Source organism: Mesobacillus subterraneus, assembly GCF_023715485.1.
GTDB lineage: Bacteria > Bacillota > Bacilli > Bacillales > Cytobacillaceae > Mesobacillus > Mesobacillus subterraneus_B.
Genome location: NZ_JAMBOF010000001.1, coordinates 254,235 through 268,884 on the forward strand (window position 1 = coordinate 254,235; position 14,650 = coordinate 268,884).

14 protein-coding genes are annotated in these 14,650 nt (G+C 42.5%); 11 read left to right on the top strand and 3 right to left on the bottom strand.

The features are described from left to right. Positions 1–49 precede the first annotated feature (49 nt). On the bottom strand, positions 50–862 hold the full coding sequence (locus M3204_RS01270) for an undecaprenyl-diphosphate phosphatase (RefSeq protein ID WP_251477393.1): 813 nt from the start codon (positions 860–862) through the stop codon (positions 50–52). Positions 863–1,124: 262 nt separating this feature from the next. On the opposite strand from M3204_RS01270, the gene M3204_RS01275 reads away from it, so the two are divergent. Further along, positions 1,125–1,304: a YjzC family protein gene (locus tag M3204_RS01275; RefSeq protein ID WP_251477395.1), complete on the top strand. Its 180-nt coding sequence runs from the start codon at positions 1,125–1,127 to the stop codon at positions 1,302–1,304. A 113-nt stretch (positions 1,305–1,417) separates the two neighbouring features. Beyond that, on the top strand, positions 1,418–4,018 hold the full coding sequence (clpB, locus tag M3204_RS01280; protein ID WP_251477398.1) for an ATP-dependent chaperone ClpB: 2,601 nt from the start codon (positions 1,418–1,420) through the stop codon (positions 4,016–4,018). Positions 4,019–4,063: 45 nt separating this feature from the next. Here clpB and M3204_RS01285 read toward each other — a convergent pair whose 3' ends face one another. After that, positions 4,064–4,255 (bottom strand): YjzD family protein, encoded by a 192-nt coding sequence (locus M3204_RS01285; RefSeq protein WP_251477402.1) that lies wholly within the window; start codon positions 4,253–4,255, stop codon positions 4,064–4,066. Between the two features lie 381 nt (positions 4,256–4,636). Between M3204_RS01285 and M3204_RS01290 the strand changes: the two genes are divergently transcribed. The 4 genes from M3204_RS01290 to M3204_RS01305 all read left to right on the top strand — a co-directional run bounded on the left by M3204_RS01290 (position 4,637) and on the right by M3204_RS01305 (position 7,566). Then, a complete protein-coding gene (locus tag M3204_RS01290; RefSeq protein WP_251477406.1) occupies positions 4,637–5,374 on the top strand; it encodes a hydrolase in 738 nt (245 codons plus the stop codon). A 67-nt stretch (positions 5,375–5,441) separates the two neighbouring features. Further along, positions 5,442–6,260, top strand: a complete 819-nt coding sequence (locus tag M3204_RS01295) for a hypothetical protein (protein WP_251477409.1) — start codon at positions 5,442–5,444, stop codon at positions 6,258–6,260. Positions 6,261–6,402: 142 nt separating this feature from the next. Further along, the gene (locus M3204_RS01300; RefSeq protein ID WP_251477413.1) at positions 6,403–7,353 is read left to right on the top strand and encodes a BMP family ABC transporter substrate-binding protein; all 951 of its coding nucleotides are present in this window, start codon (positions 6,403–6,405) and stop codon (positions 7,351–7,353) included. A 24-nt stretch (positions 7,354–7,377) separates the two neighbouring features. Continuing rightward, positions 7,378–7,566, top strand: a complete 189-nt coding sequence (locus M3204_RS01305; protein WP_251477416.1) for a ComZ family protein — start codon at positions 7,378–7,380, stop codon at positions 7,564–7,566. A gap of 25 nt (positions 7,567–7,591) precedes the next feature. Here M3204_RS01305 and M3204_RS01310 read toward each other — a convergent pair whose 3' ends face one another. Beyond that, on the bottom strand, positions 7,592–7,888 hold the full coding sequence (locus tag M3204_RS01310) for a hypothetical protein (RefSeq protein ID WP_251477419.1): 297 nt from the start codon (positions 7,886–7,888) through the stop codon (positions 7,592–7,594). Between the two features lie 358 nt (positions 7,889–8,246). On the opposite strand from M3204_RS01310, the gene M3204_RS01315 reads away from it, so the two are divergent. The 5 genes from M3204_RS01315 (at position 8,247) to M3204_RS01335 (ending at position 14,506) form a co-directional block, all read left to right on the top strand. Further along, positions 8,247–9,179, top strand: a complete 933-nt coding sequence (locus tag M3204_RS01315; protein WP_251477422.1) for a beta-ketoacyl-ACP synthase III — start codon at positions 8,247–8,249, stop codon at positions 9,177–9,179. 112 nt (positions 9,180–9,291) lie between these two features. After that, complete coding sequence (gene fabF / locus M3204_RS01320; RefSeq protein WP_251477425.1) at positions 9,292–10,533, top strand: beta-ketoacyl-ACP synthase II; 1,242 nt, start codon at positions 9,292–9,294, stop codon at positions 10,531–10,533. Between the two features lie 228 nt (positions 10,534–10,761). Beyond that, the gene (locus M3204_RS01325) at positions 10,762–11,745 is read left to right on the top strand and encodes an ABC transporter ATP-binding protein (protein WP_251477428.1); all 984 of its coding nucleotides are present in this window, start codon (positions 10,762–10,764) and stop codon (positions 11,743–11,745) included. Beyond that, entirely contained in the window at positions 11,742–12,764 is a 1,023-nt protein-coding gene (locus tag M3204_RS01330; RefSeq protein WP_251477431.1) for an ABC transporter ATP-binding protein, read from the top strand. Before M3204_RS01325 ends, M3204_RS01330 begins: the two co-directional genes overlap by 4 nt. A gap of 92 nt (positions 12,765–12,856) precedes the next feature. Next, positions 12,857–14,506 (top strand): peptide-binding protein, encoded by a 1,650-nt coding sequence (locus M3204_RS01335; RefSeq protein ID WP_251477434.1) that lies wholly within the window; start codon positions 12,857–12,859, stop codon positions 14,504–14,506. Positions 14,507–14,650 lie beyond the last annotated feature (144 nt).

A 14,650-nucleotide genomic window follows, 5' to 3' on the forward strand; every position in this document is an offset into this window, starting at 1 on the left:
AAAAGCAAAAAACCGGCTATCATGAATGCAGCCGGTTTTTCACGTGTATTTATGAAAAGAAAATAACTAGCGGTCCAACGATGAAACAATAAATGGCAAAGTATTTCAAGTTTCCGCGGGCCATAATATTCATGAACCATTTTAATGAGAAATAAGAAGCGACAAGTGATGCAAGAAACGCCAGAATATATGATAATGCCAGTTCATTCAGACGTGGATCATTCAAGATATCTGAAAATCCTAAAATCATTCCGCCGACGCTTACAGGGATGTAAAGCAAGAAGGAATACCTTAATGCTGTTTCCTGTTTCATTCCAAGGCTCATCGCAGCCACGATTGTTGCTCCTGACCGGCTTATTCCTGGAATTAGAGCGACCGCCTGGGCAAGCCCGACGATGATGGCATCCCTAAAGCTTAAGTCTCCGTCATTTTTGCGGCCACGCATATTACGGATCATCCACAATGCTAATCCAGTCACTAACAATGTAATGCCGACTGTTTGGATTGATGCCAGATTATCCTCGATAAAATCTCCAAATAGTATGCCAATCACCCCAGCCGGAATTGTTCCGACAATCAGATAAATGATGAACATAAAATCTGATTTCGCTTCGGGGTCTTTGCTTTTAAGGTACGCAATTCCATTGACAATTAAACGCATGATATCTTTTCTATATATTAACAGGACAGCAAATAAGGATGCTGTGTTCATTAGCAGCGCAAAACTCATTCCTTCAATCTCTAGATTGAAAAAATGCTCGGCGATCTCCAGATGGCCGCTCGAAGACACTGGGATAGGTTCTGTAATACCCTGGAACAGCCCTAAAAATATGTATTTTAATAATTCATATAAATTTTCCATATAAATTTAATTTCCTCCGCTTAATTTTATCAAGATGACAGTCAAAGGCTGTTTTCGCACAGATTTTTGTTTTCCGGCTTCTATTTGTTGAAGCAACAAAGTTTACGAAAAAGAGCCTATTCAAAAACATCCATACAAACTAATTTAACGCATTACACTTTTTTATGGAAGGATAAATTAGCTTCCAGATGTTTTTATAAATACTTTAGTTGAAACAGCAAATAATAAAATAGCCGGATTACTTATAAAGGAGGAAGGCAAAATGGGACAGAATCGACAATTTCGCCCGGGACAAAAGGCTCCGAATAATGGTGTTTACATTGAAATTGGAGAGACAGGCAGCAATGTCAACAATCCACAGAAGTTAAAGCTCAGTGCTGGAGACCGTTTTCCTGAAACCTCAAACCATAATCGCCTTTGGACTTACCAAAGGAAACCTTGATCCAGCAAATCTCATTCTTTGTCAGTAAGCCATCCAATTCGGATGGCTTTACTTATTGGGAATTTTTATTATAATATGATTAAAGGTCAAAATAGGTCAAAGGAGTGGCTGTGTTGGATTTGAATAAAATGACAGAGAGTATGCAGAATGCAATAGTATCAGCCCAAACCCTGGCAGTTCAACATAACCATCAGGAAGTCGATGATTTACATCTGTTCCTTGCCTTGCTTGGGCAGGACAACAATTTGGCTGCAACCTTGCTTTCTGGAATGGATATCAACATTAATCAAATTAAAGAAGATCTAACAGCATCCTTGTCAAAAAAACCGCAAGTATCAGGAAGCGGTGTTGAACACGGAAAATTATACATTACTTCGTCATTGCAAAAGGTTTTGGCCCAGGCTGAAAAGGAAATGAGACAGTTTGAAGACGAATTTTTATCAGTAGAACATATTTTGCTGGCGGCAATCGATACTGCGTCCTCGGAAACGGGAGCAGCAATGAAAAAATTGGGTATATCTAGAGGGAATTTGTTATCCAGAATCAATGAGGTTAGGGGGAACCAAAGAGTGATTTCGCAAAATCCAGAAGCTACTTATGAAGTATTGAAAAAATATGGACGAGATTTAGTTGAAGAAGTCAGGGCTGGCAAGGTTGACCCAGTCATTGGCCGGGATGGAGAAATCCGCAATGTCATCCGTATCCTTTCAAGAAAAACGAAAAACAACCCTGTATTAATCGGGGAGCCAGGTGTCGGCAAGACTGCGATCGTGGAAGGACTTGCACAGAGAATTGTCCGGAAGGATGTTCCCGAAGGGCTAAAGGATAGAACAATCTTCGCACTTGATATGAGTGCCCTGATTGCTGGCGCTAAGTTCCGCGGTGAGTTTGAGGAGAGATTGAAGGCTGTTTTAAATGAAGTGAAAAAGAGCGAAGGTAAAATTCTTTTGTTCATTGACGAGCTTCATACCATCGTTGGTGCCGGAAAAACGGAAGGTGCTATGGATGCGGGAAATATGTTAAAGCCAATGCTTGCCCGCGGTGAGCTTCACTGCATTGGTGCTACTACTTTGGATGAGCACCGAAAGTACATCGAGAAAGACCCTGCGCTAGAACGCCGCTTCCAGCAGGTTTTGGTCCCGGAGCCGGATGTCGAGGATACGGTCTCCATATTGAGAGGCTTGAAGGAAAGATTTGAAATCCATCACGGTGTGAACATCCATGACCGGGCCATTGTTGCAGCGGCAACCTTGTCAGATCGATACATTACTGACAGATTCTTGCCCGACAAGGCGATTGACCTTGTCGATGAGGCATGTGCGATGATCCGTACGGAAATGGACTCTATGCCTTCTGAACTGGATGAAGTGACAAGAAGGGTCATGCAGCTCGAAATTGAAGAAGCTGCTCTTACTAAGGAAAAAGATGATGCCAGCCGCAACCGTCTGGAAGTCCTACGTCAGGAACTCGCCAATCTCAGGGAAACGGCAAATGGAATGAAGGCTAGGTGGGTGAAGGAAAAAGAAGGCATCCAGAAGGTGCAGGAAAAGCGTGAACTGCTGGAGAAGCTTCGCAGGGAACTGGAAAAAGCCGAAAATGACTATGATTTGAACAAAGCAGCCGAATTGAGGCATGGCCGTATACCTTCTCTTGAAAAAGAATTGAAGGAACTTGAATCCGAGGTAAGTGCGAATGCTGGGGAAAGACTGCTCCGAGAAGAAGTGACTGAAGAAGAGATTGCTTCAATAGTAGCGCGCTGGACTGGCATTCCGGTCATGAAGCTCGTAGAAGGGGAAAGGGAAAAGCTCCTCAAGCTCGAAAGCATTCTCCATGAAAGGGTTGTAGGACAGGAAGAAGCAGTTTCGCTTGTGTCGGATGCTGTCCTTAGGGCGAGAGCGGGCATAAAGGATCCAAACAGACCGATCGGTTCGTTTATTTTCCTTGGACCTACTGGCGTAGGTAAAACCGAACTTGCCAAAACGCTTGCCCAGTCTTTGTTTGACAGCGAAGATCACATCATCCGTATTGATATGTCGGAGTATATGGAAAAGCATGCTGTTTCAAGATTGATCGGTGCCCCTCCTGGATATGTTGGCTATGAAGAAGGCGGTCAACTTACTGAAGCAGTGAGGAGGAATCCATATTCGGTCATCCTCCTTGATGAAATTGAAAAAGCTCATCCGGAAGTTTTCAACATCCTTCTGCAAATGCTTGATGATGGTCGAGTGACGGATTCTCAGGGAAGGACGGTAGACTTCAAAAATACAGTCATTATCATGACTTCCAACATTGGTTCCCATCATTTGCTTGAGCGGCATGAGAATGAAGAAGAAATTTCTTCAGAAACTAGAGACCTGGTCATGTCCCAGCTGCGGAGCCATTTCCGCCCTGAATTCTTGAACCGTGTCGATGAGATCATATTATTCAAACCGCTAGCGTTAAAAGAAATCAAATTAATCGTAGAAAAATTGATTCTTACTCTGCAGGGAAGACTTGCAGACCAGCAAATCCAGCTTTCAATCACCGATGAAGCGAAGGCTTACCTGGCGGAAAATGGATTCGATCCAGTCTATGGAGCTAGACCGCTAAAACGCTTTATCCAGAGGAGTGTTGAAACGAAGCTCGCAAAAGAGATGATTGCAGGCAGGATAAAAGAAAAAAGCCACGTGGAAATAGGTATCGAAAATGGTGAAATCCAAGTTAAACTTAATTAACATAGAAAAAAAGTCATCCAGAAGGATGACTTTTTATGTACTATTTTAGTGAAGACCATGCTTCTCTTCGGGTTCATTAGGAAGGACTGCCGGAAGAGCAAGAATAATGATTGTTGCAACAATAGCAATGATCGTCCCAGAGTTCAAGTCAAATGCCACTCCGAGCATTGCTCCAGCTACATAATTAAGCATTTGAACTAAAAGGAATGTCCAGAAAAAAGTCCAAAAATATTTCATGATATTCACCTCTTACATTTTTAAATCTTTTCTCATCTTACCACAAGCAATTAATATTATAAATGAATTTTAAATAAATTGAAAAGCGTTTTCACAAAATTCATGCCAATTTTTAAAAGCTTGTAGCAACCATGTTCGCAATAAAGGTGCTTAACGACAGAAATGAATATGAGGAAATAAATTGTGCTAATTCGATGCTCTTACGACCAGAAGTCGTGAGAGAAAGCCAGTAACATAAGTTAGGATGGCCAAAGCTCATAAACAAAGTGAACGTATTTTTAAAAATGGGAGAATAAGAATAAAAATTGGGCAAACTCCCTTTCATTTCCTGTTAAATAACATACAGTAATATGAATAATCTGTAGAAAAGGGGATGTTAACATGGAGAGCCGGAACTTTAAATTGGATACCGAGTGGAACATCGTCCATTATCCTGAAAAACCAAACGGTTTCGGTATCCTTGCAATTGGAGATGAAAGGCACTTTGTGAACAGCAACAGCAGTTTCTGGACGCAGAATGAAGGAAAACGTTCACTGTTGAACATATGGAAAAATCAAGGATATACTGTATTCTATTCAAATTTATATGGCAGGCATTGGGGAAGCGAGAAAGCAGTTGATCTCGCGCTGAGGCTTTGCAGCCATATTGTTCGAAATGAAATCCTGAATAATTCATTCCATGTTGTGGCAGAAGGGATGGGAGCACTGGTTGCCCTGAAATTGCTGGCACACAATGATATTAAGATCAGGTCCCTAATCCTGATTAATCCAGTACTCACTTTGAGCATGCATTTAGAGCAGGAAAAAGAGAACAAGTTCTTTTATAAAAAGCTGATAGCGGAATTAGAAACTGCTTACGAAATGGACATCAAGCTTCTGCTTGAAAAGTTGGAATCAGAAGGAACTGTCCCAGTATTTCAGCAAGAAGTGCCCGTAAAAATCATCCATGTATTAGCAGGAAACAGAGCTTATAAACAATCAAAAATCATCAAGGAACTATCTCAGCAATGGGAGAGAAAGAATCTTCCAGTTAGTATTAGCTATGTATTGCCGGAAAAAAAGCTTCAGGTTGGCAGCCAGAGTGTACAATTTTTTACAAAATATGAGCAAGTCCTTTAACTCCTTGCAAATATTTTTAAAATTAGTCTCATAGGATACAAGAGAGTATTTGCAAGGAGGAATCAAGATGGAAAGGGCAGTTATTTTTGGAGTATATGACTACATCGGCTATAGCTTGTGCCAATATATGCTGGATATGGGTGTCGAAATAGATGGAGTTCATTCAGGCAGCAGTACAGAAGAATATTTTACGGAGGAAAAGCGTCTTGAAATCGGCAGGAATGCAAACTTCTCTGAAAAGAAATTAAAAGAGTGGGTTAATACGGGAGCAGTAGAACTTCTTTTTATTTCATTATTCGAGTCTGACCAATCAAGCACTGCGAACGGGATCTTCACTGACATGCTATTGAAAAAACTTGAGTACTCCAACTCTTCAATTATTCTCATACTTCCAGCATATTTTGCGGTTGAAAATGAAAAAATGGAAGAATCCCAGCGAAGTTTGCTGCGTTTTTTCGAAAAAAGGAAACATTCTGTCCTTGAAGTGTATTTGCCGACTATTTATGGCCCGTGGCAGCCTGAAGGATTCTTTTTTCAACAAGCATTGAATTATCTAGAAGATGGCAAGCATACACCCGAGATAGCTGGCTGGGAATGGACGCATGATGCTATATATATTGATGATGCCATTACCGAGATCGTGGAGATGGCAGAAGCTGGTGAGAAGGGCAAGGTTCTCCTTTCAAGCGGAGAAAAAAACAGATGGTTGAAATGTGCCGAACAGCTCCTTGGCAGAGAAAAGAATCAAAGATGGAGACATGCAGGAGAAACACCAGAAATAAAAGACGTTATTAGGGTCAGGAGTATAAAAAGAAACGAGAATATCGGCAAAGGACTGAATAAGCAGAAGGAGCAATATTACCGGATTCAGGAAAGCAGAGTTTAAGTGATTTTAAAGAAAGCACTTTTCAAAGGTATACTCCTCAGAGTAAAATGGTAAAAGATTCTTTAATCGGTTCCATTTTAATTTTGCTGACACTGTAATATAAACTAGATTCTTACTGTGGCACATAAAGGAGATGCATCGGATGCTGAAACGTTTCGGGCTCATATTGTTAAGCCTGATTTTGTTGGGGGGATGCGGACAACCTCTTTCAAATGGCAAGGTGGAAAAAGTCGGCCTGTTAGTGCCTGAAACAATTAATGATCAGGTGTGGGGAACAAAAGGATACAGAGGACTGCTCCAAATTCAATCAAGTTTGGGAGTGGATGTCTTCTTCAAGGAAGGTATTAATTCACCTAAAGCAGCAGAGGAAGCAGTTAAAGAGTTTGACCGCCAGGGGGTTAATCTTATTTACGGGCATGGAAATGAATTTGCTGCTTATTTCAATAAGCTTTCCAACGAATATCCTGATATTCATTTTATCAGCTTTAATGGCGATGCCAGGAATGATAATACGACCAGCCTGAACTTTGATGCTTATGCGATGGGTTTTTTTGGAGGCATGGTAGCAAGCCATATGTCCAAAACGGGCAAAATTGGAATAATCGCAGCGTTTGAATGGCAGCCTGAAGTGGAAGGCTTTTATGATGGGGCGATTTATGAAAAAAAGGATACGAAAGTCGATATCCGGTATGTTGGCCATTGGGATGATCAAAAGAAAGCGCTGGATGTTCTGGAGGATGTATTGCACAAGGGTGCTGATGTCATTTATCCCGCGGGAGATGGCTTTAATGTGCCTGTCATTGAACAGGTAAAGGACAAGGGATTATATATTATCGGCTACATCTCTGACCAGGCTGATTTGGGAGAGTCAACAGTTTTGACAAGCACAGTCCAGCATGTGGACGATTTATATGAATTGACTGCTAAGAAATTCAATAATGGGGAACTTAAGTCAGGGAATTTGTCGTTTGACTTCCAGGATGGTGTCATCAGCCTTGGCAAGTTCAGCCCTCAGGTTGACCCTGCCTATAGAAAGAAACTGAATACGTATATTAATAATTACAAACAAACAGGCAAATTACCATTCCAATAATTGTGGCTAAAGGAGACAGTGATCATGCAAAATAATGACAAGACGATGGAATTCATGCAAATTGCCATGAAGTACCTGCCAGAAGCTCAGCAACAACTTGAAGCTGCAGGGATTGATTTGACAATGGACAACTTACAGCCATTCTTCTCTCTTTTCACAAAGGTGATGAATGATGCATATGAGCTTGGCAAAGCAGATGCTGCAAAAGAATAGTAGGTTAAGCTGAGGACTTTGGACCTCAGCTTTTATTTTTGTCGATAAAATGGTCTAGATAAGGTTTTACTTTTCCAAACAACGGTTTCAATTCCTTTGCGGAGGTGATCAGTGTATCCACATGATACAGTACTTCGCCTAAATCTATTTGGCCAAGGATACCGCTGCCATTCGATTTAGTATCTCCACTATAATCCCGAGAATCTCTTGAACCTCCAAACATGAAATGGTCAAATGGATCATATTGGCCATTTTCCTGGCTGGAATGATGATTTTCCTTCATCATAAAATCGAATCGATCCCGGGTTCGTTCATCTTCCATTTCACTCCCACCTTTCTAACTTTCTAAGTATAAGCGCATTTCGGGTTGTCAGACGATCCGTGCAGGTGCTCGTTCCATAGCAGGACAGGCAATGCTTATGCAACGGGTATCATGTACCGAAAGCAATTCCTAAAAAGTCCTGCTCTTTTAGCCTATTTGTTCATATGTTTTGTATTTCTGTTTCTCAGTGATAGTTTATGAAGTTTTTAGTTATATGGACTAGGGCAGAAGCGGAATTCTAATTTTACAGTTGCAGGGTTGGAGTCTTTTCTGATAAAATTAGTACCAAGTCATAATAATTGATAATAATACTATGAAGAGATATAGACATAATCCAATACAAAAGGAGATGGATCCCATGAATGCAGGGATAACTGGGGTTGGGCGGTACTTACCGGAGAATATTGTGACAAACCTTGATTTGGAAAAAAAAATGGACACCACAGATGAGTGGATCCGTACCAGAACGGGGATTGAAGCAAGAAGGGTTGCCGGGGATGATATGGATACTTCAGATATGGCCTACCGTGCCGCTGTTGAAGCGATTCGTAATGCAGGGATTTCAGCAGAGGATCTGGATTTGATTCTCGTTGCAACGGTCACACCTGATCAGCCGTTCCCAACGGTTTCTTGCATGCTGCAGGATCAGTTGGGAGCAAAGAAAGCAGCCGCAATGGATTTGAGCGCGGCCTGCGCCGGTTTTATGTACGGGTTGGTAACAGCGAAACAATTTATTGAGGCTGGTACTTATAAAAATGTTTTAATAGTAGGTGTAGAAAAGCTTTCAAAGATTACTGACTGGAATGACCGGAATACGGCTGTCCTGTTTGGGGATGGAGCAGGCGCGGTTGTAATGGGGCCGGTCTCCGAAGGCAAAGGGGTCCTTTCATTTGAACTTGGCTCTGATGGTTCCGGCGGAAAGTACCTTTACCAGGAAGATTATATCGTGATGAACGGCAGGGAAGTCTTTAAATTCGCGGTTAGGCAAATGGGTGAAAGCAGCATCAATGTCCTTGAAAAAGCTGGACTCTCCAAAGAGGATGTCGATTTTCTGATTCCCCACCAGGCGAATATCAGGATCATGGAAGCAGCCCGCCAAAGGCTCGAATTGCCTGTTGAGAAAATGTCTAAAACGGTCCATAAATACGGAAATACATCAGCAGCTTCTATCCCAATTTCACTTTTTGAGGAACTGGAAGCGGGAAAAATCAATGATGGAGATTTAGTTGTCATGGTCGGATTTGGCGGCGGGCTGACTTGGGGAGCCATTGCCATGCGCTGGGGACAATAAGCCCCGATGTAAACAAGATTTTTTACAGAAATAGTTTTAGCAGGCCAGTAACAATAGGCCATATTTCGTAATCTAAACAATAATCGAGTCTAGTAAAGGAGATGCAAATAGAATGGAGAAACGAAGAGTCGTAGTTACTGGAATCGGGGCTGTCACGCCGCTAGGAAATGATGCAGAAACTACATGGAATAATATTGTTGAAGGGGTTTCGGGGATCGGCCCGGTAACCCGATTGAATGCAGACGACTTTCCCGCAAAGGTCGCGGCAGAAGTAAAAGAATTCAATGTCGAAAACTTCATTGATAAAAAAGATGCCCGTAAGATGGATCGTTTTACTCATTATGCGGTTGCAGCTTCATTGATGGCAGTGAAGGATTCATCCCTGGAAATCACAGATGAAAACGCACCTAGAGTCGGAGTTTGGATTGGCTCAGGTATAGGCGGGATGGAGACATTCGAGCAGCAGCATGAAACATTCATGAACAGGGGTTATCGCAGGGTCAGCCCATTCTTCGTGCCGATGATGATTCCTGATATGGCAACCGGACAGGTATCAATCACTCTTGGCGCAAGGGGCTTCAACTCTTGTACGGTAACAGCATGTGCTACCGGTACAAACTCGATTGGTGATGCCTTCAAGGTCATCCAGCGCGGAGATGCAGATGTAATGGTGACAGGTGGAGCAGAGGCGCCAATCACAAAAATGTCCTTTGCAGGTTTCTGTGCGAATACTGCATTATCTACAAATCACGATCCACAAAAAGCAAGCAGGCCCTTCGACCAAAATCGTGATGGTTTTGTTATGGGAGAAGGAGCTGGGATTGTCGTCCTTGAAGAGTTGGAGCACGCGCTTGCCCGTGGTGCAAAAATCTATGCTGAAATCGTAGGCTATGGTGCTACTGGTGACGCCTATCATATCACCGCACCGGCTCCAGAAGGTGAAGGCGGAGCGAGAGCAATGAAAATGGCGCTTGATGACGCCGGACTGGCACCTGAGGAAGTAGGATATATCAATGCTCATGGAACGAGCACTGAATACAATGATAAATACGAAACTATGGCCATCAAAACAGTTTTTGGCGAACAGGCATATAAACTGGCTGTAAGTTCAACAAAATCAATGACAGGCCACTTGCTTGGAGCAGCAGGAGGAATTGAGGCAATCTTCACCGTTCTCGCATTGAAAGAAGGAATCTTACCTCCAACCATCAACCTTGAAAATCCAGATCCTGAATGTGATCTTGATTATGTTCCAAACGAAGCGCGCAGGCAGCAAGTAAGTGCGGCAATCAGCAACTCGCTGGGCTTTGGCGGACATAACGCCACAATTGCTTTCCGTAAATATGATGCTTAAAGACGGGGATTTTTCCCGTTTTTTTTTTTTGTCTTCAAATTAATCATTTCTCCATTTAACATGCTGCAAAGGAAGCCCTCAAAAATCTATTCCTGTCTATAAACAAAATAAAAAAGTAATGAAAGTGTAATAAAAGCGAGGTTTTTCTAATAATTAATAATTATTAGAATATTTAACTTGGTTAAAAAGTCACTTCTATTAATTTTAGATAGGCGGTGGGCTAGTAACGTGACAGCCTTATTGGAACTAAAGAATCTAAAAACATATTTTAGAAGAAAAAAAGCAATGATTCCTGCGGTTGACGGGGTGGATTTAGTCATCAATAAAGGAGAAACGGTCGCTTTGGTAGGAGAATCGGGGTCGGGAAAGAGCATTACTTCCTTATCAATCATGCGCCTGATTCCAAGCCCGCCAGGGGAAATCGTGGACGGGCAGATCAATTTTGAAGGCAGGGATCTTGTAAAAGCCACAGAAGATGAGATGTGCAAAATCCGTGGGAATGATATATCAATGATATTCCAGGAGCCGATGACTTCGCTCAACCCGGTACTTACCATTGGCGAACAGATAACGGAAGTGCTGACCTACCACCAGCATTTAAATCATGCGATGGCGAAGAAAAAGGCGATTGAGATGCTGGAATTGGTTGGATTCTCGCGGGCGAAGGAAATTGTCAATGAATATCCACACCGTCTTTCTGGCGGTATGCGTCAGCGTGTCATGATCGCTATGGCGATGAGCTGCAACCCAAAGCTGCTGATTGCGGACGAGCCAACAACGGCATTGGATGTAACAATTCAAGCTCAGATTTTGGATTTAATGAAAGGACTGAGCAAAAAGTTCGAAACATCCATCCTGATCATTACCCATGATTTAGGAGTGGTGTCAGAAGTTGCAGACAGAGTAGTCGTCATGTATGCCGGGCAAGTAGTGGAGGAAGCGATAGTGGAGGATTTATTTGAAAACCCGCTCCATCCATATACGAATGGATTGATGGGTTCAATCCCATCAATCGATCAAGATCACTCGCGGCTGACCTCGATTGAAGGCAATGTACCATCACCTGAAAACCTGCCACAGGGCTGCAGATTCGCACCTCGCTGCCCGCATGCCTTCGGTCGCTGTTTTGGAGAGATGCCGGAGCTTGTGAGAGAACAAGGTAATCGGTCTGTCAGATGCTTTTTACATGAACGCAAGGAGGCGCCGCAATGATCTCAACAAATGAAATCATAGAAAAAAAGCCGCCAGAAGATAGATTCGAAACCTTGCTTGAGCTAAGCGATGTAAAGAAACACTTTCCTATTAAAGCAGGACTGCTGCAAAAAACAGTTGGTCAAATAAAGGCTGTTGACGGAATTAATTTGAAGGTGAACAAAGGAGAAACGCTGGGCATTGTAGGTGAATCCGGCTGTGGAAAGTCTACTGTCGGAAGGACAATTATCCGACTCTATGAACCTACGGATGGCAAAATCATTTTTAACGGAAGGGATATCTCTCACCTTTCTGAAGGTGAGCTTCGCAAAGATGTCCGCAAAAACATCCAGATGATTTTTCAGGATCCTTTTGCATCTCTTAATCCGAGAAAGACTTTAAGATCGATCATCCGGGAGCCACTTGATACCCATCACTTTTATAAAAGCAAAGAGCGGGATGAGAAAGTAGAAGCATTATTGGAGAAGGTGGGGCTGAATGCTTCGTTTATCAATCGTTATCCTCATGAATTCTCGGGAGGTCAGCGTCAAAGGATAGGAATTGCAAGGGCACTGGCTCTGAATCCGGAATTAATCATAGCTGATGAAGCTGTCTCTGCATTGGATGTGTCGATCCAGGCCCAGATTATCAACCTGATGGAAGACCTTCAGGAGGAATTCGGATTGACCTATATATTCATATCACACGATTTAAGCGTTGTGAGGCATATAAGCGACAGGGTCGGTGTGATGTACCTTGGAAAAATGATGGAGCTGGCATCTAAGAAAGAGCTTTATGCTGAGCCGCTTCATCCTTATACACAAGCATTGCTGTCTGCCGTGCCGATTCCAAGGAAAAAAGGCGTGGTAAAGCGGGAGCGGATCATTTTAAAAGGTGAGCTTCCAAGCCCGGCAAATCCACCCAAAGGGTGTGTTTTCCATACAAGGTGTCCTGCTGCTTTCGACCTTTGCAAGCAAGTGAATCCTGACTTCAATGAAGTCAAAAATAACCATTTTGTAGCCTGCCATCTTTATACATAACAGGCAGCTGCATTACTTGAAAGGAGGAGATAGGCGTACCTGTCTGTTTAAGAACAACAAAAATCCAAGTTAATTTTTAAGGGGGAAATGATGTGAAATTAAGAAAAGCTTCTTGGTGGTTGATTAGTCTGACTTTGATCCTATCGATATTCCTGACAGCTTGTACAGGTAATACATCTGAGGATCCGAAAGAAAGTCCTGGTGATGACGGAAAGAAAGAAGAGGAAGCTGCAGGTCCTCAGAAAGGCGGAGACTTGATCATTGGTTCAACTGGAGCTCCGACGATTTTCAATCCTCTGTATTCAACTGATACATCTAGTTCTGATATTGAAGGATTTATCTATGATGGTCTAGTATCATCTGATACTGAATTCAACCCAACATTAAGCATGGCAGAAGACATTCAAACGTCTGAGGATGGTCTGACTTTTACTGCAAAGCTGAAAAAGGGCATCAAATGGCATGATGGAGAAGAATTCACTGCAGATGACGTCGTTTTCACCTTCAGTATTCCTAAAAACCCTGATTATAACGGAGAGCGTGGATCAGCGTTTGAAGCATTAGAAAAAGTTACAAAAATTGATGATTATACTGTCGAGTTCAAACTGAGCAAGAAGGATGCTTCTTTCTATCCAGTTTCATTAAGCTACTACATCCTGCCTGAACATATTTTGAAAGATGTGCCAGTTGCTAAGCTTGGTGAGCATGAGTTCAATACAAAAAGCCCGATTGGTACAGGACCTTTCAAGTTTGTTGAATGGAAAGACGGAGAGTATGTAAAAGTTGAGGCGTTTGATGATTACTTCAAAGGCCGTCCAAATCTGGACACACTAACATATAAGATCGTTCCTGACATGGATGCAATGATTGCGCAGATCCAGGCTGGGGATATCCACTTTGCAGCAGGAGTTCCTGGAACGGATATTGAAACGGTAAAATCATTCCCAGGAGTAAAAGTGGAATCTGGATTAGGCCTTTCTTACACATATCTTGGCTATAACCAAAAGAATGAGCTGTTCAAAGACGTGAAAGTCCGCCAGGCCATTACACATGCAATTGACAGGGAAGCAATTGTTTCGTCTGTCATGAACGGTGATGGAAAGGTTGCGCACGTTCCGGAAAGTCCGCTTTCATGGGCTTACAATGATGATGTTAAAAAGTTCGAGTATGACGTTGAAAAAGCAAAATCATTGCTTGCCGAAGCTGGTTGGAAAGATTCTGACGGCGACGGAATCCTCGATAAAGACGGAAAGAAATTTTCTTTCACTGTCAAGACAAACCAGGGCAATAAAGTCCGTGAAGATATTGTAGTTGTCCTTCAAGAACAGTTAAAAGAAGTAGGAATCGAAGCTAAGCCTGAAATTGTGGAATGGAGTGCCTTCATCGAGCAAATTTCTGCTCCTAACTGGAATTATGACGCGCTTGTCTTAGGCTGGGCTTTATCTACTTTCCCTGACCAGTATGATATTTTCCACTCCAGCCAAAGGGAGGAAGGACTGAATTTCGTCTGGTACTCCAACCCTGAGGCAGATAAGCTGATGGAAGAAGCGAAACAGATCCTTGACCAGGATGAATATAAGAAAGCGTATGCGGACATCTATAAGATGCTTGCAGAAGACCAGCCATACAGCTTCCTTTACTATCCAAATGTACACCGTGTCATGCCGGCAAATCTCGAAGGCTACGTATTCAATGCAAGGGATGATTTTTACGAGATTTATAAATGGTGGCTGAAAAAATAAGATAGAAATTTGCTCAAATCTACAAATTGGAGGGGGAAGGGGATTCCCTTCCCTTTCGGCCCTCCAGTGCTTATCGGGGCTGACCAAGACGCTTGCGCTATGCTAATGTTCTATAGCTAACGAAAATAAGACTTTACAAGTCTT

Bases quoted from the DNA above. Each gene is read 5' to 3' on its own strand.
- M3204_RS01315 (WP_251477422.1), top strand. From the start codon at position 8,247: ATGAATGCAGGGATAACTGGGGTTGGGCGGTACTTACCGGAGAATATT.
- M3204_RS01275 (WP_251477395.1), top strand. From the start codon at position 1,125: ATGGGACAGAATCGACAATTTCGCCCGGGACAAAAGGCTCCGAATAAT.
- M3204_RS01285 (WP_251477402.1), bottom strand. From the start codon at position 4,255: ATGAAATATTTTTGGACTTTTTTCTGGACATTCCTTTTAGTTCAAATG.
- fabF (WP_251477425.1), top strand. From the start codon at position 9,292: ATGGAGAAACGAAGAGTCGTAGTTACTGGAATCGGGGCTGTCACGCCG.
- M3204_RS01310 (WP_251477419.1), bottom strand. From the start codon at position 7,888: ATGGAAGATGAACGAACCCGGGATCGATTCGATTTTATGATGAAGGAA.
- M3204_RS01330 (WP_251477431.1), top strand. From the start codon at position 11,742: ATGATCTCAACAAATGAAATCATAGAAAAAAAGCCGCCAGAAGATAGA.
- M3204_RS01305 (WP_251477416.1), top strand. From the start codon at position 7,378: ATGCAAAATAATGACAAGACGATGGAATTCATGCAAATTGCCATGAAG.
- M3204_RS01300 (WP_251477413.1), top strand. From the start codon at position 6,403: ATGCTGAAACGTTTCGGGCTCATATTGTTAAGCCTGATTTTGTTGGGG.
- M3204_RS01290 (WP_251477406.1), top strand. From the start codon at position 4,637: ATGGAGAGCCGGAACTTTAAATTGGATACCGAGTGGAACATCGTCCAT.
- M3204_RS01295 (WP_251477409.1), top strand. From the start codon at position 5,442: ATGGAAAGGGCAGTTATTTTTGGAGTATATGACTACATCGGCTATAGC.
- M3204_RS01270 (WP_251477393.1), bottom strand. From the start codon at position 862: ATGGAAAATTTATATGAATTATTAAAATACATATTTTTAGGGCTGTTC.